Annotated in this window: 19 protein-coding genes; 8 read left to right on the top strand and 11 right to left on the bottom strand. The window is 69.6% G+C overall.

The features are described 5' to 3' along the window. Positions 1–14: 14 nt before the first annotated feature. Both NK1_RS25580 and msrB read left to right on the top strand, forming a co-directional pair. Positions 15–1,349: a glycosyltransferase family 87 protein gene (locus NK1_RS25580; protein WP_063906108.1), complete on the top strand. Its 1,335-nt coding sequence runs from the start codon at positions 15–17 to the stop codon at positions 1,347–1,349. Positions 1,350–1,406: 57 nt separating this feature from the next. After that, positions 1,407–1,862: a peptide-methionine (R)-S-oxide reductase MsrB gene (gene msrB / locus NK1_RS25575; RefSeq protein WP_036502993.1), complete on the top strand. Its 456-nt coding sequence runs from the start codon at positions 1,407–1,409 to the stop codon at positions 1,860–1,862. Positions 1,863–2,029: 167 nt separating this feature from the next. Here the strand turns inward: msrB and hemQ are convergent, their stop codons facing one another. The 3 genes from hemQ to hemE form a co-directional block, all read right to left on the bottom strand. Further along, positions 2,030–2,725 carry a hydrogen peroxide-dependent heme synthase gene (gene hemQ, locus NK1_RS25570; RefSeq protein WP_063012664.1) on the bottom strand — a complete coding sequence of 232 codons (696 nt, stop codon included), beginning with the start codon at positions 2,723–2,725 and terminating at the stop codon, positions 2,030–2,032. A 323-nt stretch (positions 2,726–3,048) separates the two neighbouring features. Then, a complete protein-coding gene (locus NK1_RS25565) occupies positions 3,049–4,389 on the bottom strand; it encodes a protoporphyrinogen oxidase (RefSeq protein ID WP_063012662.1) in 1,341 nt (446 codons plus the stop codon). A 127-nt stretch (positions 4,390–4,516) separates the two neighbouring features. Further along, the gene (hemE, locus tag NK1_RS25560) at positions 4,517–5,584 is read right to left on the bottom strand and encodes a uroporphyrinogen decarboxylase (protein WP_063012660.1); all 1,068 of its coding nucleotides are present in this window, start codon (positions 5,582–5,584) and stop codon (positions 4,517–4,519) included. Between the two features lie 119 nt (positions 5,585–5,703). Between hemE and NK1_RS25555 the strand changes: the two genes are divergently transcribed. Beyond that, positions 5,704–6,342, top strand: coding sequence for a DUF3000 domain-containing protein (locus NK1_RS25555; RefSeq protein ID WP_157104434.1), 639 nt, complete (start codon positions 5,704–5,706; stop codon positions 6,340–6,342). Positions 6,343–6,363: 21 nt separating this feature from the next. After that, the gene (locus tag NK1_RS25550) at positions 6,364–7,677 is read left to right on the top strand and encodes an HRDC domain-containing protein (protein WP_084461550.1); all 1,314 of its coding nucleotides are present in this window, start codon (positions 6,364–6,366) and stop codon (positions 7,675–7,677) included. Here the strand turns inward: NK1_RS25550 and NK1_RS25545 are convergent. Both NK1_RS25545 and dxs read right to left on the bottom strand, forming a co-directional pair. After that, on the bottom strand, positions 7,665–8,468 hold the full coding sequence (locus NK1_RS25545; RefSeq protein WP_063012658.1) for an enoyl-CoA hydratase: 804 nt from the start codon (positions 8,466–8,468) through the stop codon (positions 7,665–7,667). The genes NK1_RS25550 and NK1_RS25545 overlap by 13 nt on opposite strands. Before the next feature lie 43 nt (positions 8,469–8,511). Beyond that, positions 8,512–10,407: a 1-deoxy-D-xylulose-5-phosphate synthase gene (dxs, locus tag NK1_RS25540; RefSeq protein ID WP_063012656.1), complete on the bottom strand. Its 1,896-nt coding sequence runs from the start codon at positions 10,405–10,407 to the stop codon at positions 8,512–8,514. Between the two features lie 174 nt (positions 10,408–10,581). Here dxs and NK1_RS25535 point away from each other — a divergent pair, with 174 nt between their 5' ends. Further along, the gene (locus tag NK1_RS25535) at positions 10,582–11,325 is read left to right on the top strand and encodes an SIMPL domain-containing protein (protein WP_063012655.1); all 744 of its coding nucleotides are present in this window, start codon (positions 10,582–10,584) and stop codon (positions 11,323–11,325) included. A 15-nt stretch (positions 11,326–11,340) separates the two neighbouring features. Here NK1_RS25535 and NK1_RS25530 read toward each other — a convergent pair whose 3' ends face one another. Next, positions 11,341–12,663, bottom strand: a complete 1,323-nt coding sequence (locus NK1_RS25530; protein WP_063012653.1) for a class I SAM-dependent RNA methyltransferase — start codon at positions 12,661–12,663, stop codon at positions 11,341–11,343. Next, positions 12,660–14,648 carry an APC family permease gene (locus NK1_RS25525; protein WP_063012780.1) on the bottom strand — a complete coding sequence of 663 codons (1,989 nt, stop codon included), beginning with the start codon at positions 14,646–14,648 and terminating at the stop codon, positions 12,660–12,662. Before NK1_RS25525 ends, NK1_RS25530 begins: the two co-directional genes overlap by 4 nt. A 168-nt stretch (positions 14,649–14,816) precedes the next feature. On the opposite strand from NK1_RS25525, the gene NK1_RS25520 reads away from it, so the two are divergent. Continuing rightward, positions 14,817–15,488 (top strand): potassium channel family protein, encoded by a 672-nt coding sequence (locus NK1_RS25520; protein WP_063012651.1) that lies wholly within the window; start codon positions 14,817–14,819, stop codon positions 15,486–15,488. Further along, a complete protein-coding gene (locus tag NK1_RS25515) occupies positions 15,485–16,189 on the top strand; it encodes a potassium channel family protein (protein WP_063012649.1) in 705 nt (234 codons plus the stop codon). Before NK1_RS25520 ends, NK1_RS25515 begins: the two co-directional genes overlap by 4 nt. A gap of 7 nt (positions 16,190–16,196) precedes the next feature. On the opposite strand, the gene NK1_RS25510 is transcribed toward NK1_RS25515, so the two are convergent. The 3 genes from NK1_RS25510 to NK1_RS25500 form a co-directional block, all read right to left on the bottom strand. Then, the gene (locus NK1_RS25510; RefSeq protein ID WP_245660813.1) at positions 16,197–16,856 is read right to left on the bottom strand and encodes a sigma-70 family RNA polymerase sigma factor; all 660 of its coding nucleotides are present in this window, start codon (positions 16,854–16,856) and stop codon (positions 16,197–16,199) included. A gap of 173 nt (positions 16,857–17,029) precedes the next feature. After that, positions 17,030–17,635, bottom strand: a complete 606-nt coding sequence (locus NK1_RS25505; RefSeq protein WP_063012777.1) for a DUF3159 domain-containing protein — start codon at positions 17,633–17,635, stop codon at positions 17,030–17,032. 183 nt (positions 17,636–17,818) lie between these two features. Continuing rightward, positions 17,819–18,241: an OB-fold nucleic acid binding domain-containing protein gene (locus tag NK1_RS25500; RefSeq protein WP_084461546.1), complete on the bottom strand. Its 423-nt coding sequence runs from the start codon at positions 18,239–18,241 to the stop codon at positions 17,819–17,821. A gap of 266 nt (positions 18,242–18,507) precedes the next feature. Here NK1_RS25500 and NK1_RS25495 point away from each other — a divergent pair, with 266 nt between their 5' ends. Beyond that, positions 18,508–19,236: an alpha/beta fold hydrolase gene (locus NK1_RS25495; protein ID WP_063012647.1), complete on the top strand. Its 729-nt coding sequence runs from the start codon at positions 18,508–18,510 to the stop codon at positions 19,234–19,236. Positions 19,237–19,278: 42 nt separating this feature from the next. On the opposite strand, the gene NK1_RS25490 is transcribed toward NK1_RS25495, so the two are convergent. Beyond that, on the bottom strand, positions 19,279–20,103 hold the full coding sequence (locus NK1_RS25490) for a DUF3710 domain-containing protein (protein WP_063012773.1): 825 nt from the start codon (positions 20,101–20,103) through the stop codon (positions 19,279–19,281). Positions 20,104–20,402: the final 299 nt, after the last annotated feature.

The raw sequence follows: 20,402 nt of genomic DNA, 5'->3' as shown, positions 1-20,402 counted from the left end.
TGTACCGTGCCCCAGTGTTCCTTCGTCAGCTCGAGCCGCGCACCGCTCGCACCACCGCCGAAGTGTTCAACTTCGCACTGTGGCCGTTTGCGATCCTCACAGTGCTGCATCAGGTCATCGTCAAAGGGACCAACTTCTCCATCACCGACGATTTCGCGCCCGTCTACAAGGCGTCGCTGGCCTTCCTCAACGGCCGCGCCATCTACGGCGAGAACTTCGACCTGGTCGACCCGCACTACCTGTACCCGCCCAGCGGCACCCTGCTGATCGCGCCGCTGGCGCTGATCGACCCGGAGAAATCGCGCTGGTGCTTCATCGCGCTCAACGCGGTGGCGATCATCCTGGCCTGGTATCTGCTGCTGCGGCTGTTCAAGTACTCGACGAAATCGGTCGCCGCGCCGCTGCTGCTGTTGCTGATGTTCGCCTCCGAAACCGTCATGAACACACTGGGTTTCGGCAATGTCAACGGCTGCCTGCTGCTGGCCGAGGTGCTGTTCATCCAACTGCTGCTGCAGCGGCGCGATCTGCTGGCCGGACTGGTCATGGGGCTCACCATCGCGGTCAAACCGACGCTGGCGCCGCTGCTGCTGATACCGCTGGCGCGCCGCCAGTGGCAGGTCTTCATCACCGCGATCGGCGTGCCGGTGGTGCTGATGGCTGTCGCGTGGCCGCTGACCAAGGATCCGATGGACTTCGTCCACCGCACGCTGCCCTACCTGCTCAAATCGCGCGACTACTTCAACAGCGCGATCTCCGGCAACGCCGAGTACTACGGCCTGCCGATGTGGCTGACCTGGAGTATGCGCATCGGGCTCGGTGTGCTGGTGCTGATCTCGCTGTGGCTGCTGTACCGGTACTGCCGCGACGACGAGCTGTTCTTCGTCTGCACCACCGCCGGCATCATCCTCGTCGCCTCCTGGCTGCTGTCGGGTCTGGGACAGCAGTACTACTCGATGATGCTGTTCCCGTTCCTGATGACCGTGGTGCTGCGCAATTCGGTACTGCGCAACTGGCCGGCCTGGCTGGCGATCTTCGGGTTCATGACCTACGACAAATGGCTGCTGGATCACTGGCAGAGCACCGGGCGAGCGCTCGAGTACCTGCGCGTGACCTTCGGCTGGGCGCTGCTGCTGATCGTGACGTTCTGCGTCCTCGGGGACCGGTATCTCGCGGCGCGGCGTGAGGGCCGGCTGGATTCGGGCATCGAGCCTGCGTTCCTGCTGCCGGAGGCGACCGCGAAGCCCGCCGCTCCTGCCGAGCCGGCGCCGCGCATCGAGCGCCACGAACCGGTGCCCGATGACGAGACGTTGGATACGACGACTCAGTCCGAGGCCGGCGCACTGCGCTGACCTGCGATGATCCGGCGCGGCCCGGTAGTGGTCGGGCGGCGCCACTAGACTCGCGTCATGAGCTCACAGGATGGTTCGCCCGCGACCTCATCGCTTCCGGCACCCAAGATCGAGCTGAGTCCGCAGCAGTGGCGGACGCGGCTGACCCCGCAGGAGTACGCGGTGCTGCGCGAAGCGGGCACCGAACGCGCCTTCACCGGTGAATACACCGATACCGAAACCACCGGCGTCTACACCTGCCGGGCCTGCGGCGCCGAATTGTTCCGCAGCACCGAGAAGTTCCATTCCCACTGCGGATGGCCGTCGTTCTTCGACCCGGCCGATTCCGACGCGGTAATCCTGCGAGCCGACGACTCGCTGGGTATGCGCCGGGTCGAGGTGCTGTGCGCCAACTGCCACAGCCACCTCGGGCACGTCTTCGAGGGCGAGGGTTATCCGACCCCGACCGACAAGCGGTATTGCATCAACTCGATCGCGCTGCGCCTGCACCCCTCGGACGACGCGGCGGGCTGATCGCGAAGGGCGAGGTTGGAACCCGCCGCCCGAGTGCCGGATGCGATCCGCCGACCGCTGCGGATCGCGCGCCGAGCAGGCGCGCGATCGAGCTGACGGGAAGACTTTACGGGCCCGGCCGCATTCCGGCACGCCCCGAATTCCGGGGGCACCGGCGGACTCGCGGCTCAGGGCAGGGCGTTGACCAGATGTTCGACGTCCACGCGCGGGCCGCTGAAGAACGGAATCTCCTCGCGCACGTGGTTGCGGGCGTCGGTGGCGCGCAGATCGCGCATCAGGTCGACGATGCGGTGCAGTTCCGGGGCCTCGAAGGCGAGGATCCACTCGTAGTCGCCGAGCGCGAACGAGGCCACCGTATTGGCCCGCACGTCCGGGTAGGACCGGGCCTGCTTGCCGTGGTCGGCGAGCATGCGGCGGCGCTCCTCGTCGGGCAGCAGGTACCAGTCGTAGGAGCGCACGAACGGGTAGACGCAGATGTAGTTGCCCGGTTCCTCACCGGCCAGGAAGGCCGGGATGTGGCTCTTGTTGAATTCCGCCGGGCGGTGCAGGGCGGCGTTGCTCCACACCGGCGTGCTCGCCCGGCCCAGATCGGTGGTGCGGCGGAAGTCGGCGTAGGCGGCCTGCAGATCCTCGATCCGCTCGGCATGCCACCAGATCATGAAATCGGCGTCGGCGCGCAGGCCGGCCACGTCGTAGAGGCCGCGGACCACGACGCCACGTTCCTCGAGCGAGTCGAAGAACTCCCGTGCCTGCTTGACCACGGTGTCGCGCTGATCGCCCAGCACTCCGGGTTTGACCTGGAACACCGAGAACATCAGATACCGGATGGTCGAGTTGAGAGCTTGGTAATCGAGTCGCGCCATAGCCTCCATCGTGCCACTGGGCGGTTTCCGGTAGAACGCCCGCACCCATGTTGTTCGGCACGGTCGCTTCGCGCATCGGCGCCCGCACGCAGCGGCCGACATCCGTTGCCCGCCACACTTTCGCTGCGCACCGACAGTCCCGGAATCAGCGAAAGCGGGGCGGAAAGCATCGAGGGCCGCCGTGTGCCGGGATCGGCGCGAAAATCAGCCGACGACAGCCGCTAGCGCCGACCGGGACGAGTCCGGTCGTCCGCTACGGTGCGTCACGCGACGAGATTCCCGGCGTCGCCTTACCGGGTCCGCCGACCGCGCGCATCACACGATCACCGGGCAAGAATCCGTTGCGCCGCAGCGGTTCCCGAGGCGGCACAGGCCGGGACGCCGACCCCGTGCAGGTATGCACCGGCGATCGCGAGGCCGGGTAACGCGGCGACCGCCGATTCCAGTTCGGCGATCCGGGTGGTGTGGCCGGGGGCGTACTGCGGGAGGCCGCCGCGCCAGCGTTGCACCACGGACGTCTCGGGGCGAATCGAGAGGCCGGTGACGGTGGACAGATCGGCCACCGCGGCCGCGACGAGCTCGTCGTCCGACCAGTTCAGCGGGGTGTCGTCACCGAAGCGGCCGAAGGAGGCACGCACCAGCGCCACGTCGCGTTCGGCGAGATGCGGCCATTTGCGACTGGAGAGGGTGAAGGCCTTGGCGCGCAACGGTTCTCCGGTCGCGACGAGGATGCCGGAATTGTCGGGCAGTGGGGTGTCGGCAGGCAGGCCGAGTGCCACCACGGCCGACGAGGACAGGTCGATAGTGGCGGCGACGCCGGCGGCGTCCGGAGCGACGGCACGCAGCAGGGTGGCGGTGACCGGCGCCGGGGTGGCGAGAATCACCGCGTCGGCCTCGCCGACCGGATCGATGCGCCAGCCCGTGGCCGTCCGCGTCAGACCCGTTGCCGCGGTGCCGGTTTCGACCTTCGGCGCGGCGGCCTCGCGCAGGGCGTCGAGAAGGACGCGATATCCGTCGCGCAGACCGCCGAAGACCGGGGCGGTGGACGGCGGCGGCAGGGCGTCGGCGACCGCGCGGGTGAGATTCGGGGCACCGGCGTCGAGGGCGGCCGCCAGGGTCGGCAGCGCCGCCCGCACCCCGATCGACTCCGCCCGCCCGGCGTACACCCCGCCCAGCAGCGGATCGACACTGCGCCGCACCACCTGCGCGCCGAAACGGTCCCCGACCAGTTCGGCGACCGAGACGTCACCGCCGCGTTCCCAGCGCAGCGGCCGGGCAGGCTCGGTGGCGATGCGCTCCAGGGTGCCGGCGTCGACGAGGCCCGCCACGGCCTCGGGACCGGCGGGAATGCCCATCAGGGTGCGTTCCGGCAGGGGGTGCGCGGTGCCACCGGACCAGATCAGCGGCCGCCGCCCGGCCGGGTGCACCAGCTGCTCGGTCAGGCCCAATTCCGCGAGCAGCGCGGGAATTTCGGGCCGGCGGCCCACGAAGGCCTCCGCCCCCAGATCCACGGGCTCGCCCGCCAGCTCAGCGGTATGCAGAATGCCGCCGACCCGGTGGCGCCGTTCCAGCAACACCAGTTCGAGTTCCGAGCCGAGGGCCGTCCGCAGCCGATACGCCGCGACCAGACCACTGATCCCGCCCCCGACCACCACGACCCGCATAGCCTGCTCCTCACTCGTACCCGCGGCACTACCGCCCCTGCAACGTACCCGTCTCCAGGAGCAAGCCCGGGTTCCGCCTCCGAGTCACCGGATGGCCTGCGCCCCGCCGTTCGGCGAGGGTCGCGGCTTACAACGGCGTGGGCAGGTCGTGGATCAGCTCGACCGCCGCGGTGATCGCGCCGGGGTCGGTGTCGGGCAGCACGCCGTGGCCCAGGTTGAAGATGTGGCCGGTGGCGCCGAGGGTGATCGCCTCGTCCGCCTCGTGGGCGATGCGGCGGATCTCCCGGTCGACGACCTCGCTGCCGGCGAACAGAACGGCCGGATCGAGATTGCCCTGCAACGCTTTTCCGGGACCGACCCGGCGCGCCGCGGCGGTCAGCGGCACCCGCCAGTCGACGCCGACGACATCGGCTCCGGCCTCCCCCATCACGCCCAGCAGTTCACCGGTGCCGACTCCGAAATGGATACGCGGCACACCGGATTGCCCGATCTCGGCGAAGACCCGTTCCGAATGCGGCAGAACGAATTCCCGGTACTGGGCCAGCGACAACGCGCCCGCCCACGAGTCGAACAATTGCACCGCGTCCACGCCGGCCGTGATCTGGGCGCGCAGGAATTCCACGGTGATATCGGTGAGCACACCGAGCAGCGCGTGCCAGGTCTGCGGATCGCCGAGCATGAGTGCCTTGGTCCGCTCGTGGTGGCGGCTCGGCCCGCCCTCCACCAGATACGACGCGAGAGTGAAAGGGGCACCGGCGAATCCGATGAGCGGTGTCTCGCCGAGTTCGTCGAGCAACAGCCGCACCCCGTCGGTGACCGCGCCGACCTCCTCGCGCCGCAGCCGCGGCAGCGCACGCACATCCTCGACCGAACGCACCGGATTCGCGATGACCGGCCCGACGCCGGGCACGATATCGAGATCGATACCGGCCGCCTTGAGCGGAACGACGATGTCGGAGAACAGGATTGCCGCGTCCACACCGTGACGGCGGACCGGCTGCATGGTGATCTCGCACACCAGCTCCGGGTCGAAACACGACTCCAGCATCCCGATGCCCGCGCGCAGTTCGCGGTACTCGGGCAGCGACCGGCCGGCCTGCCGCATGAACCAGACGGGACGGCGGCCGGGTCCGGCGCCGGTGGCGGCAGCGAGGAACGGCGCATCGGGCAAGCGGCGGCGGGTTGGTGTGCTCATCCCCGCTATCGTATGCCGCCGCCGGACACCCACCCGCGCGGCCGTCCCCGCCCGGTCAGGGCGCCCGTAGCGGCGCGCCTCCGCGTGCCGGACACCGGAGAGGTCTACCGTTGCGAGTCGTGACACCGCTCGACTTCCGCGACGGCGCCGCACCGACCCCGGGCCCTGACAGCGAACCAGCCCAGTTTCGCGCCGCGGTCGATGCGATGGGCACCGCATCCGTCCATCCCCGGATCGAGCTCGCACCGATCCGGCCCCCACAACGCCTGGCACCCTATTCGTACGCCATCGGAGCCGAGGTCAAACATCTCGACACCACTGTCATCCCGGTCGATTCCGACGACGACGCCTTCGGCCGCCTGATCCTGCTGCACGACCCGAACGGGCACGAGGCCTGGCACGGGGTTTTCCGGTTGGTGGCCTACATCCAGGCCGATATCGATGCGGCGCTGGCCGGCGATCCGCTGCTGCCGGAGGTGGCCTGGAGCTGGCTGGTCGACGCGCTGGAATCGCGCGGCGAGGAGTTCACGGCCCTGGGCGGCACGGTGACCTCGACGAGTTCGGTCCGCTACGGCGATATCGCCGGGCCGCCACGCGCCTATCAACTGGAGTTGCGTGCCTCGTGGACGGTCGGCTCGCCCCAGCTGGCTCCGCACGTCGAGGCGTTCTGCGAGGTGCTCGCCTACGCCGCGGGACTGCCCCCGGCCGGCATCACCCATTTGCGACCGCATCCGCAGATTGCCGACGACCAGTTCTGAGCGACACGTAGAGTTCGGGCTATGCCCGAAGCCGACGAGTCCGACACCATCGCGAGGACATCACAGCCACCGCAGCAGCCCACGCAGCACGACGCGGACAGCGCGGTTCCTCTGCTCGCCCCGGCCGACGGCATCCCCCCGGTTCTCGATTCCGCCCGCGAGATCGCGGACGCGGCCGCCGCACTGGCCGCCGGTTCCGGCCCGCTGGCCGTCGACGCCGAACGCGCCTCCGGATTCCGCTACTCCAACCGGGCCTATCTGATCCAGCTGCGCCGGCGCGGCAGCGGAACCTTCCTCATCGATCCGATTCCGGATCCGGGCGCGGTGGATACCTTGGCGGCGGTGATCAACAACCTGGAATGGGTACTGCATTCCGCCGACCAGGACCTGCCGTGCCTGGCCGAACTGGGGCTGCGACCGGCCCGGCTGTTCGACACCGAACTGGGTGGCCGGTTGGCCGGATTCGAGCGGGTCGGCCTGGCGGCCATGGTGGCGCGGCTGCTGGGCCGGGAATTGCGCAAGGGACACGGCGCCGCGGACTGGTCGACCCGGCCGCTGCCGCAGGACTGGCTCAACTACGCGGCCCTGGATGTGGAGCTGCTGGTCGAATTGCGCGACGAGGTCGCCGCCGTCCTGGCCGAACAGGGTAAATCCGACTGGGCCGCACAGGAATTCGACCATGTGCGGACCGCTCGCCCCGCCCCGCCCAAGCCGGATCGCTGGCGGCGCACCTCGGGCATCCACACGCTGCGGCGGGCGCGACAGCTCGCGACCGTGCGCGAATTGTGGACGGCCCGTGACGGTATCGCGCGCCATCGCGATGTGGCGCCGGCGCGGATTCTGCCGGATTCGGCGATCATCGCCGCGGCGCAGGCGGATCCGAAGACGGTTCCGCAGTTGCGCACGCTGCCGGTGTTCGGCGGACCGCGGCAGCGGCGATATTCGCGGGAATGGCTCAACGCGGTGGAACGTGCTCGCGCGCTACCGGATTCGCAGTTGCCGCCGATGTCGCAACCGTTCGACGGCCCGCCGCCGGTCAATCGCTGGGAGCGCCGCGATCCGGTCGCGGCGGCTCGCCTGGCCGCTGCCCGGGCCGCGATGAACGGGCTGTCGGAACGACACGCGGTGCCGGTGGAGAATCTGCTGACCCCGGATCTGCTGCGCCGGCTCTGCTGGGACGGCCTGCCCGAATTCCGTACCGGCGCAACACCGTCGGACCCGGCGGGCGCGATCGGCAAATATCTCGAAGCCGGCGGCGCCCGGGCCTGGCAGCGTGAACTGGCGGTTCCCGAGCTGACCGCGGCGTTGTTCCCGGGGGCGGATCAGTCCTCGTAGACCGGGGTGCGCCGGTCGCGGCGGGCGCGGATGGCCTCGTCGAAATTCTCGGTGGTCAGCCGCACATACAGTTGCGCCGTACCCTCGTGCTGCATATGCGATTCCAGGCTGCCGGCCTCCATCCCGCTCCACAGCATGCGCTTGGTGAGCTCGGTGCCCACCCGGCTGTAGCCGATGATGCGTTCGGCCAGTTCGTAACACGTGTCGAGGAGTTTGTCGGCGGCGACCGTGCGGGAGACCAGGCCGATCCGCTCGGCCTCGGCGGCATCGATATCGCGGCCCGACAACATGATCTCGAAGGCCCGGGAGGCGCCGATCGCGCGCGGCAGCAGATAACTGATGCCGAGTTCGGCGGAGGTCAGGCCGTTGTTGATGCCGGCGGCACGGAAATAGGCATGCTCCGACGCGATGCGGATATCGGTGGCCATGCTCAGGCAGAATCCACCGCCGATCGCGGCTCCGTTGATCGCCGCGATCACCGGCTGATGCATGCGCCGCAGCGTGGTCATCACATTGTCGAGCAGGTCCATCGAACGCCGCGCCACGGTGGTGCGGGTGAGGCCCTCGACGTTCGGCACCCGGCCGGCGCCCTGCAGATCGGCACCGGAACAGAACCCGTGGCCGGCTCCGGTGAGTACGACGACGCGGACGTCGTTGTCGGCGGCCACCGACTCGAGCGTTTCCCGCAGCGGGATCATGACGTCGAACGCCATGGCGTTCATGCGTTCGGGCCGGTTCAGCGTGACCAGCGCGATCTGCGGGCGAGGCTTCTCGACGAGCACGAACGACATGCGGACTCCTACCGGCGACGAAAACTGTAACCGGTTTCAGAATCTACACCGCGCCACCGGTCAGCCACCGGGTAACGCGCTCGGCGATGTTCTCGGCCGTCAGGCCCAGCTCCTGATGGATCTGGGCGCGCGAGCTGTGCTCGAGGAACTGCTGCGGCACGCCGAGTTCGCGGGTCGGCACGTCGAGTCCGGAATCGCGCAGCCGCGCCGAGACGGTGCAGCCGATACCGCCGTGCAGGCCGCCGTCCTCCACGGTGACCACCAGGCGGTAGTTCTCGGCCAGTTTGACGATGGTGTCGGAGACCGGCAGCACCCAGCGCGGGTCCACCACCGTCACCGAAATACCCTGGGCTGCAAGCAGATCCGCTGCGGTGACCGCGGTGGCGCCGAGCGCGCCGACCGCCACGAGCAGGACGTCGCCGCGCACCGCCTGCGCCGAGGAGCCCTCCGGCATCCGCAGCACGTCGACGCCGTCGAGCCGTTCCAGCGCCGAAACCTCCTCGACGACAGGTCCTTTCGGGAAGCGCAGCGCGGTCGGCCCGTCGGCGACGGCCAGCGCCTCGGCCAGTTCCTCACGCAGGGTCACCGCATCGCGCGGGGCGGCGACGCGAATACCGGGCACGATGCCCAGCACCGACAGATCCCACATGCCGTTGTGGCTGGCGCCGTCGTCACCGGTGATACCGGCGCGGTCCAGCACCAGGGTCACCGGCAGTTTCAGCAGCGCCACATCCATCAGTAGTTGATCGAAGGCGCGGTTGAGGAAGGTCGAGTAGATCGCGACCACCGGATGCAGACCGCCCAGCGCCAATCCGGCGGCGGAGGTCATCGCATGCTGTTCGGCGATACCCACATCGAACAACCGGTCGGGGAAGCGCTCACCGAACGGCGCCAGCCCCGTCGGACCCGACATGGCCGCGGTGAGGGCGACGATATCGTCGCGCTGTTCACCATGGCGGATCAGTTCCTCGGAGAACACCGACGTCCACCCGACGGTCTTGCCCCCGGTCGGCTGTCCGGTCTCGGGGTCGATGGCGCCGATGGAATGCATCTGGTCGGCGACGTGGTCGACCGCGGGCTGATATCCGCGGCCCTTGAGCGTCACCGCGTGCACCACGACCGGACCACCGAAATCCTTGGCGCGCCGCAACGCGGCCTCGAGCGCCACCGGATCGTGCCCGTCCACCGGGCCGACGTATTTGAGTCCCAGATCGCTGAAAAGCTCCTGCGGAGCGACCGCGTCCTTGATGCCGGCCTTGAGCGCGTGCAGCATCGAATACGCCGAACTGCCGACGCGCGGAATGCCCTGCACGAACCGTTTGGTGGCGTCGAGCGCCTGTTCGTAGGCCGGTTGCATGCGCAGCGCGGTCAGCCGGTCGGCCAATCCGCCGATCGTCGGCGAATACGAGCGGCCGTTGTCGTTCACCACGACGATCAGGGACCGATCCTGACCGGCGGCGATATTGTTCAGCGCCTCCCAGCACATACCGCCGGTGAGCGCGCCGTCACCGACGACGGCGACCACGTGGCGAGCCTGCCCGGTCAGCGCGAAGGCCTTGGCCAGACCATCGGCATACGACAGCGAGGCCGAGGCGTGGGAGGACTCCACCCAGTCGTGCTCGCTCTCGGCGCGGCTCGGATATCCGGACAGCCCGCCGTGTTTGCGCAGCCGATCGAATCCGTCCTTGCGGCCGGTGAGGATCTTGTGCACGTAGGCCTGATGCCCGGTGTCGAAGATGATCGGATCGGCCGGGGAGTCGAAGACCCGGTGCAGGGCGATGGTCAATTCCACCACCCCCAGGTTCGGACCCAGATGGCCGCCGGTGACCGCTACTTTGCGGACCAGGAACTCCCGAATCTCCTCGGCCAGTTCGCGCAGCTGCGGCACCGTCAGCCGGCGCAGGTCCTCGGGCGTATCGACCCGGGAAAGAACTCCCACCGTTCTCGCTCCCTCTCCGATGGCTCATCTGTCTCGAACAGTCTACGGAGCCGCATCCGCGCCCGACGACGGGAACGACCGGCGAGCTGCGACATCCGATCTCGGTGTGAGGCTCGACATAGATCAACCGCATTACAGTAGGTGACTGCCCGTCCCGCCCGCAGGAAGGACGATATGACCGTCGAGCAGCAACGAGCCGACTCTTCGGCGCGGCAGCGACACGCCACCGTCACCACATTCGGACACGGGGTGACGACCGCGACGCCCGACCGGATGCAGGTATCGATCTCGATCGAGACGCGGGCCGAGGCGGTGGCCCTCGCCTACGGCCGGGCAGGCGAACGCACCGCCGCGGTCACCGGCGCACTGCGCGCCGATGGGGTGGCCGCGAGCGATATCTCCACCACCGGCTTGTCCGTACGGACCGAGACGACCTGGACCGAGAACGAGGGCACCCGCATCACCGGTTACGTCGCGACCACGTCGCTGACGGTCGGCCTGCGCATCCCCGGCGCTCCGACCGGGTCCACAGCCGACCTGGGTACCACGGGCCGTCCCGAGACGACCACACCGGCCGATCCCGCCGCCGTCATCGCCCGTGCCGTCGAGGCCGGGGGCGACGATGTCCGCCTGGGCGGGTTGAACCTCACTGTCGCCGACCGCGCCGACCTGCTGATCCGAGCGCGCGAGGCGGCATGGGACGACGCTCTCGACCGCGCCCGCCGCTACGCCGCACGCGCCGGCCGCAGCCTCGGATCGGTCCTCGAGATCACCGAAAACGCCGCAGGCACACCGGAACCCCGCGGCGACATCCGTTTCGTGGCCGCTCGTTCGGCCGCCCCCGGCGCCCCGGTCCCCGTCGAATACGGCGAACACGAGGTCACAGCAGACCTGCGGGCCACCTGGCACCTGGCCTGAGCGGCGACATCGCCGTCACGCCCGTTCGAGCAGGGCCAGACACTCCACATGGTGCGTTGCGGGAAAGGCATCGAATGCGCGCAGTTCGCGCACCCGGTATCCCGCCTCACGGTAGAGACCCACGTCGCGGGCGAAAGCGGCTGGGTCGCAACCGATATGAACGATGCGCGCGGGCCCGGCGGCAGCGAGCGGGGTGACGACCTGTTTGCCGGCGCCGGCACGGGGCGGGTCGAGGACGACGACCCGCGGGACACGGTCCTGGGTGGCGATCCAGCGTTCCACCCGATCGGCGTGCAGGTCGACGCCAGGAAGATCGCGCAGCGCGGCGGTGCCGTCCGCGACCGCCGAGCGGGCCGATTCGACGCCGAGCACCGATCCGCGCGGTCCCGCCTGCTCGGCCAGCCGGGCCGCGAAAACCCCTACGCCGCAATATAAATCCCAGGCAATGGAGCCGGGATCGAGGTCGGCCCAGTCGGCCACCACATCGGAATAGCGCTGCGCCGCATCGCGATGCGGCTGCCAGAACCCGGTCGCCGAGACGTCCCAGCGGCGGCCGGCCACATATTGGACGGCCCGTCCGCTGCCGGATACCACCCGCTCCCGGCGGCGAGCATGGGCCGCGGCACGGCGAGCGGCGGTGGCGCGACGGTCGCCCCCTCGGCGCGGCGGCGTGGACGGCGGGGCGAGTTCCACCACGTGCCGCATACCGTCGGCGTCCACCGCGATCACCAGTTCCGCACCGGGCGTCCACGCGCTCTCGGCGATGCCGACCACCGCGCCCGAAACCGGTTGCGGGCAGCGCAGATCCGCTATCACGTCACTACTGCGGTACCGATGGACGCCCGCCCGGCCTTCGGCGTCGACCACCAACCGGACGCGGGTCCGCCACCCGGTTTCGGGCACTTCGCCGGATCGCTCGGGAGCCGCTCCCCCCGCGGGCGCCTCGTTGCCGGGGCCGAGCGGCAGGGGTTCCACGACGATGTCGGTGTCCCAGTGGGCGAGGCGCTGCAACTGCTCACGCACCACCGCCGCCTTCAGGCCACGCTGGGCTTCGGGGGTGGCGAAGGCGAAATCGCAGCAGCCGGCGCCGCCGGGGCCGGAGACCGGGCAGTTCGGCGTCACGCGGTCCGCGGATGGCTCCAGGATCTCGATCGCCTCGGCGCGGCAGAACGAGCCGCCGCGGTCCTCGGTCACCCGGGCTCGTACCACCTCACCGGGCAAACCGTGACGGACGAACAGCACTCGGCCCTCGTGCCGGGCAACGCAGAAACCGCCATGGCCGGGTGGCCCCAGCCGCACCTGCAGTGTGCGGCCCGACCAGTCCGGCCCGGCACTCACGAACGGTCCTCGTAGCCGCGGCGAACCGCGCCGGGCGCGTTGACCACTTCGGGACGGCGTGCCTTGGCCGACGAACTCAACTGCCACGGCACACTCGTCACCATCACGCCCGGCTCGAACAGCAGCCGGCCCTTGAGCCGCAGCGCACTCTGGTTGTGCAGCAACTGCTCCCACCAGTGGCCGACCACGTATTCGGGGATGAACACGGTCACCACGTCGCGCGGCGAATCCTTGCGCACCCGCTTGACGTAATCCACCACGGGCTTGGTGATTTCGCGGTAGGGCGATTCGATCACCTTGAGCGGCACCGGAATATCGCTGTCGGCCCACTCCCGAACCAATGCCCGGGTGTCGGGTTCGTCGACGTTGACGGTGACCGCCTCCAGCGTGTCCGGCCGGGTGGCCCGGGCATAGGCGAGCGCGCGGCGCGTCGGCAGATGCAGTTTCGACACCAGCACGATCGAATGGGTGCGGCTGGGCAGGACTCCGGTGAACTCCTGCTCCTCGAGTTCGCGCCCGACCGTGTCGTAGTGGCGGCGGATCAGCCGCATCAGGCCGAAGATCGCGGCCATGGTGACGATCGCGATCCAGGCCCCCGCCAGGAACTTCGTGATGAGCACGATGATCAGCACGGCGCCGGTCATGGTCAGGCCGATGGCGTTGATCACTCGCGAGCGCAGCATCCGGCGGCGCACCGCCGGATCGGTTTCGGTGCGCAGCAGCCGCGTCCAGTGCCGCAGCATGCCGGTCTGGCTCAGCACGAACGAGACGAACACGCCGACGATGTAGAGCTGGATCAACCGGGTCACCTCGGCGCCGAACAGCACCACGAACGCGATCGCGGCGCCGGACAGGAACAGGATGCCGTTGCTGAAAGCCAGCCGGTCGCCGCGGGTGTGCAGCTGCCGGGGCAGGAACCGGTCCTGGGCGAGAATCGAGCCGAGCACCGGGAAACCGTTGAAGGCGGTGTTCGCGGCCAGCACCAGGATCAGCGCGGTGACGATGGTGATGTAGAAGAAGCCGGCCGGGAAGCCGGAGAAGATCGAGTCGGCGAGCTGCGCGATGAGCGTCTTCTGCTCGTAGCCCGGTGGCGCGCCCACCAGATCCGCCTTGTCCGCGGCGAAGACGACGCCCAGTTTGCGCGCCATGAGGATGATCCCCATCAACAGGGTGACCGCGATGGCACCGAGCAGCAGCAGTGTGGTGGCGGCGTTGCGGGATTTCGGTTTACGGAAGGCCGGCACGCCGTTGCTGATCGCCTCCACACCGGTCAGCGCCGCACATCCGGAGGAGAACGCGCGCGCTATCAGGAAGGCGAAGGCGATGCCCTGCAGATGTGACTCGTTGCCGTTGAGGCTGAATCCGGACGATTCGGCATGCAGATCGTCACCGAAGACGAAGATCCGCACCACGCCCCAGGCCAGCATCAGGAAGACACCGATCATGAAGCCGTAGGTGGGAATCGAGAACGCGGTGCCCGATTCCCGCACGCCGCGCAGATTCACCGCGGTCAGCAGCACGATCGCCGCCACCGCGAACAGCACTTTGTGGGTGGCCACGAACGGCACCGCGGAACCGATGTTCGACGCCGCCGAGGAAATGGAGACCGCGACGGTGAGCACATAGTCGACGAGCAGCGCGCTGCCCACGGTGAGCCCGGCCATCGGGCCGAGATTGACGGTGGCGACCTCGTAGTCGCCGCCACCGGACGGATAGGCGTGCACGTTCTGGCGGTAACTGGCCACCACGACCGCCATGACGGCCGCGACCGCCAGCCCGATCCAGGGCGTATAGACGTAGGCGGACAGGCCGGCCGTGGAGAGCACGAGGAAGATCTCCTCGGGCGCGTACGCCACCGACGACAGGGCGTCGGAGGCGAAGACGGGCAGCGCGATCCGCTTGGGCAGCAGGGTATGTCCCAGGGAATCGCTACGGAAAGGGCGGCCGACCACCATACGCTTGACGGCCGTCGTCAACTTGGACACTCGGCACAGCATAAGCGCACGGCCTCGAGGGGCATAGCGGGCGGTTCACTCGCGTTTCGGTGCCGGCGAATGGGGGAACGTGCTGCGGGGAACCGTCAACGGGTACGGTTCCCCCGAGAGGGAACCAGACCGCACACCACGGTTTTCGGCGGAATTGGGGTTGACACGGTGTACGTAGTGATCATGGGGTGCGGCCGAGTCGGCTCCGCATTGGCGCGCGCCCTGGTCCGGATCGGCCACGAGGTAGCCGTGATCGACCGGGATCCGGGCGCATTCCTGCGCCTGGGCAAGGATTTTCCCGGCGAGCGGGTCACCGGCGTCGGCTTCGATCGGGGGGTGCTGATCCGCGCGGGCATCGAGCGCGCCGGCGCGTTCGCCGCGGTGTCCAACGGCGACAACTCCAACATCATCTCCGCGCGCGTCGCCCGCGAGACCTTCGGCGTGGAACGGGTGGTGGCCCGCATCTACGACGCCAAACGCGCGGCGGTCTACGAGCGGCTCGGCATTCCGACCATCGCCACCGTCCCGTGGACCACCGACCGGTTCCTGCGCACGCTCACCGGTGACGAAACCACCGCCACCTGGCGCGATCCCACCGGCACCGGCACGGTCACCGAACTCGTCCTGCACGAGGACTGGTACGGGCGTACCGTGCGTGATCTGGAGGATGCGGTGCCGGTCCGGGTGGCCTTCCTGGTCCGGTTCGGGCAAGCGCTGCTGCCGACCAGCAAAACGGTGCTGCAGGCCGACGACGCGGTCTACATCGCCGCCGTCTCCGACAAGGTCGGCGAGGCCGTCGCCGTTGCCGCCACCGCACCGTCGAGCGAGGACAAGTCGTGAACGTAGTGATCGCGGGAGCAGGCGCCGTCGGCCGCTCCATCGCCCAGGAATTGCTGCGGGGCGGGCATCGGGTGACCCTGCTCGAGCGGCGGCTCGACCATATCGACCCGACGGTCGCGCCCTCGGCCACCTGGATGCACGGCGACGCATGCGAACTCGAACTGCTCGAGGAAGCGGGCCTGCAGGACTACGAGGTGGTGATCGCGGCCACCGGCGACGACAAGGCGAATCTCGTGTTCAGCCTGCTCGCCAAAACCGAATTCGGGGTGCGCCGGGTGGTCGCACGCGTCAACGATCCGCGCAACGAATGGCTGTTCGACGGTTCCTGGGGTGTGGACGTCGCCGTCTCGACACCGCGGCTGCTGGCCTCGCTGGCAGAGGAGGCGGTCTCCGTCGGCGACCTGGTCCGGCTGATGACGCTGCGTCAGGGCCAGGCCAATCTGGTCGAGATCACGCTGCCCACCGATACCGCGCTGGCCGGTCGCGCGGTCCGTACGCTCTCGCTGCCCCGCGATGTCGCTCTGGTGACCATCCTGCGCGGCGGCCGGGTGATCGTCCCGCAGCCCGACGATCCGCTGGAGGGCGAGGACGAGCTGCTGTTCGTGTCCACGGTGGAGGCCGAGGACGAACTGCGCCGCAGCCTGGCCACGGAACCCGCGGGCGCGGCGCCCACCGGCGCGGAGCCGCCCGCCTCGATCTGAGCGTCGCTCAAGCGTTTTCGGGGACGAGTTGCGCGCGCAGTTTGGTCAGCGCGCGATGCTGCATCACCCGGACAACGCCGGGGCTCGTCCCGATCGCCTCGGCGGTCTGCGCGGCCGTCCAGCCGAGCACGATCCGCATCACCAGCACCTCGCGATGGGCGGGCGCGAGGATCTTCATCAGCTCGCGGGTGGCCTGGCGGCGCTCCAGATTGAGCGCCAGCTCCTCGGGTCCCGGTGCGGTGCAGGCGCTGTCGGGGAATTCGGCCACCGGATAGGACGGGTGCTGCTGGGCGCGTCGGAACGCGTCGGCCACCTTGTTCGCGGAGATGCCGTAGACGAACGCGAGGAACGACTTTCCCTGATCGCGGTAGCGGGGAATCGCGGTGACGGTCGCGATGCAGATCTCCTGCGCGATGTCGTCGGCGGTGACGTGCGGATTGTGGCTGCTTCCGACGCGCGCGGCGCAATAGCGGCGCACCAGGGGATGCACGATGCGGATGATCTCGGTGACCGCGCGCTGATCGCCCGCGGCGGCCGGCCCGATCAGGCGGTCCAGTTCGGCGGCGGCGCGGCGGCTGTCGGAACCCGCGGGCGCTGATCTCGGGGACCGCACTCCCGCACCCTTCGCCGGGCCGGTCGCTGTCACCGTGTTGTTCTCGGTATCCACCGGGGGTCCTCTCGCCGATCGCTACTGACTAACACGATCGTGCGCCGAATCCGGTTGGCGGAATAGATACCCCAGGGGTGGGTTCACCTCACCCCATCGTTGTATGCCCCCAGAATTGAGGGCATAAGCCGACTTCGAGTCGGTTCGGTCCGCCGGTCGAACGTCCCGGCGCGTTATTCGGCGGCCGAGGAGACGGGCATATGACCGGCCCGGCGCACCGCCCACACCGTGACGAGCAGGGCGACCGCGGTCAAGGGCCAGCCCATCGCGATGCGGGCGGCGGCCAGCCAGCCGGTGCTGCCGGTGTCGTAGAAGTGGTTCTGCACCAGGTAGCGGGCGCCGAAGACGACCACCCACACCACCGTGGCCAGATCGTAGAGTCGCATCGCGCGCCGATCCGAACGCCAGCTGTGGCCGTGGCCGTTGAGCACGCCCCAGATCACCCCGGCCAGCGGCCAGCGCACCAGCAGCGACGCCAGGAAGACTCCGGCGTAGACCAGGCTCGCCCAGATACCGAAGAGGAAGTATCCCTTCGCCGCGCCGGTGCGGTGGGCGATGAAGGCGCAGACCGCGACCCCGATGAATCCGGAGATCGCGGGCTGGATGGGCGACCGGCGGATCAGCCGCCAGGCCAGGACGCCGGCGGCGGTGGCCAGCGCCGTCCAGATGGCGGCCGTCAGACCCCACAGCGTGTTCGCGGGGACGAACACCACCACCGGCAGCGTGGAGTAGATCAGTCCGCTGATACCGCCGAGTTGCTCGAGCAGCGTCTGCTGGATCTCTTCCTCGCGGTCCTCGCCGGTGTAGGCGTGTCCGTCCTCGCCGGCGGCCGGATGCCGGGCCGGGGATTCGCCGTCGGGCTCACGCAGGCGGTGACGGCCGCGCCCCGCAACGGGGTTCGCGCGGAGTCCGGCCACGGCGGCCGGGTCGGCGCCCTCGTCGTTGTGGGGTATCGGCATACGTCAGGAATTCTCGCGGAGTTCGTAGTAGGGGTTGAACATCACCTTGGCGCCATCGCGTTCACCGATGCGACCACGGACCAGGATACGGCGTCCCGATTCGACACCGGGTATGCGGCGCCTGCCGATCCATACCAGTGTCACCGCATCGGTGCCGTCGAAGAATTCGGCCTCCACCGAAGCGCTGGCCGACTTCGGACACGCCTCCACACTGCGCAATCGCCCCAGCATGGTGACCTCTTCGCCACGTCGGCATTCCGCCGCCCTGCACGCGCCCGACGCTTCCGAGGTCTCCGCCAGCTCCTCCGCATCGAGGACGTCGAGATCGGCCGTCAGACGACGCCCCAGACGCCGGAAATAACCGCTGTCGGGTCCCACCTTGCCCGTGGCACCGGAACCCGCCTTGTTTCCGCCTGTGAAAGGCATCTTGCAACACTTCCTGCACTACAGACGGCGTGGGTCACACGTCGTCGGTTTCCCACACGACCGGCTGATGGGCCGTACACCGCCACTGTAGATGCACCCGGACGCCCTCGCTACGGGAGCCCGGTACCACCGAGACGGCGCTGACCGCACCGTTTGCTGGGTTCCCCGCCGCTCCGCGCGCGAACCCTCGGATTCGAGTGGTCGACAACACGTTTTCCGGGCCTCGCGAGGCGGGCTCGCCCGGCCCACCGGCTAGGCTGCGGCCCGTGTCAGAGCTACCCCGTGCCGGCGGCCCGCGCCCGGCCGTCGTCGTCGCCCTGCCGGGGACCGGATCCGACGCCGACTTCGCCCGGCGTGCGTTCGAACCCGCTTGTGCCGCAATCGATCTGCCGTTCGTCGCGGTGGAACCGGATCCGCGCGCGGTGGTCGCGAGCTGCCGGGCGGCGCTCGACGAGGCGGCCCGCACCGGGCCGGTGCTCGCCGCCGGAATCTCGCTGGGCGCCGCGATCGCGGTGGAATGGGCCGCCGCCCACCCGGAATCGGCGTTCGGGGTGGTCGCGGCCCTGCCGGCATGGACCGGCTCCGACATCACCGGGTGCCCGGCGGCCCTGAGCGCGGCGACCACGGCGGCTCAGCTGCGCGCCGACGGCCTGGAGCCGGTGATCGAACGGATGCGGGCGGGCAGCCCGGCCTGGCTGGGGCGGGCGCTGACCCAGTCGTGGCGCACCCACTGGCCCGATCTGCCGTGGGCACTGGAAGAGGCCGCCACCTATGCCTGGCCGGACACGAAACTGCTTGCGGCACTGCGGATTCCGACCACAGTCGTGGGCGCGATCGACGATCCGGTGCATCCGCTGACCGTCGCCGAACAGTGGTACGAGTTGATCCCGCACGCGCGCATCCACCGCATCACCCTCGACGAACTCGGCGCAGATCCGGGGATTCTCGGCGCCCGGGGCATTCCCGGCCTGATCGCGCCCCGATTGCAGGCATGACGGCCGCCGGGCGCCCGCACTACCGCGGGCGCCCGGCGCCGATCAGTTGCGACCGAGTTGCTGCATCGCCGAACCTTCCGCGCCGCGGCGCGGTCCCTGCTGTTCGGCGGTGACCACGGGGAAGGTGCCCGTCGCGGCCGCCTCGGCCGCGGCCGCCTGCGCGGCCAGCGCCTGCTGCTGCGCCTCGACCTGCTGCTGATGCGCGGCGATCAACTGGTCGGCGAGCTCCTGCGGCAGCACCACCGGAAGCGGTTCCCGCACCGGCATCGGCTCGTCGCCGCGCCGCACGACTGTTTCGGCGAGGATCGCGCGGGCCGCCTCCACCAGCGGACCGCCCTCGTCGGCGGCGCCCGACGGCCCCGCCGCCACCAGCCGGACCATCCAGCGATAGCCGTCGACGCCGATGAAACGCAGATCGGCGCCCTCGGTCACCGCGTGCAGTTCGCGGCCCCACGGCCCGGTCTGCACCGAGACCTGCGCGCCGTCGGCCCGTAGCGATTCCGCCAGGTCCGCGGCGACAGTGCGCCACTGGCCCGGCGACTTCGGTGCCGCATAGGCGGCCACGGTGAGACGTCCGTGCGGGGTCGCGAGATGGACCGCCTGCGGCGTGCCGTCCGGCGTCATCTCCACCTGCAACTGACCGCCGTCGGGGACCGGGAGCAGCACCGAACCCAGATCGAGATGCTGATCGGAGATCTCGGCGAGGATCTCGGACACCTCTTCGTAATCGAAGGGGCCGGTCCGCGGTGCGGAATCCTCGGCCTCGCTGTCCTCGCCGTCCTCGTCGGCGTAGTCGTCGGCGTCGTACTCGTCGTCGTAGTCGGAGTCGGAGTAGTCGGCGTCGTACTCGCCGGCGCCGTGATCCAGCGGTTCGGCGTCGTAGCCGTCGTCCTCGGCATAGGCCTCCGCGCCGGCATAGGCGGAACCGTCCGCGTAGTCCGATGTTCCGGCAGGCTCGGCGTAGGCATCGGCGTAACCGGGAGTTTCGGCGTACGCGTCGCCCGGGTGCGTCCCGGCCGGCTGCCGGTAGGGGGCGGCGGCGGCGAAACCGCCTGTGGCCGGGCCGGATTCGGCGGGATCGTAGCCGTGGTCGGCGTAGGGGTCCGGCGCCGCCGCACGCGGCTGCGCGGGCTCGCGATAGCCGGCGTCGACATCCGCGGGGCGAT

The sequence above is a fragment of the Nocardia kruczakiae NBRC 101016 genome (assembly GCF_001612965.1).
Lineage (GTDB): Bacteria > Actinomycetota > Actinomycetes > Mycobacteriales > Mycobacteriaceae > Nocardia > Nocardia kruczakiae.
This window is presented reverse-complemented; position numbering and strand designations above follow the sequence as displayed.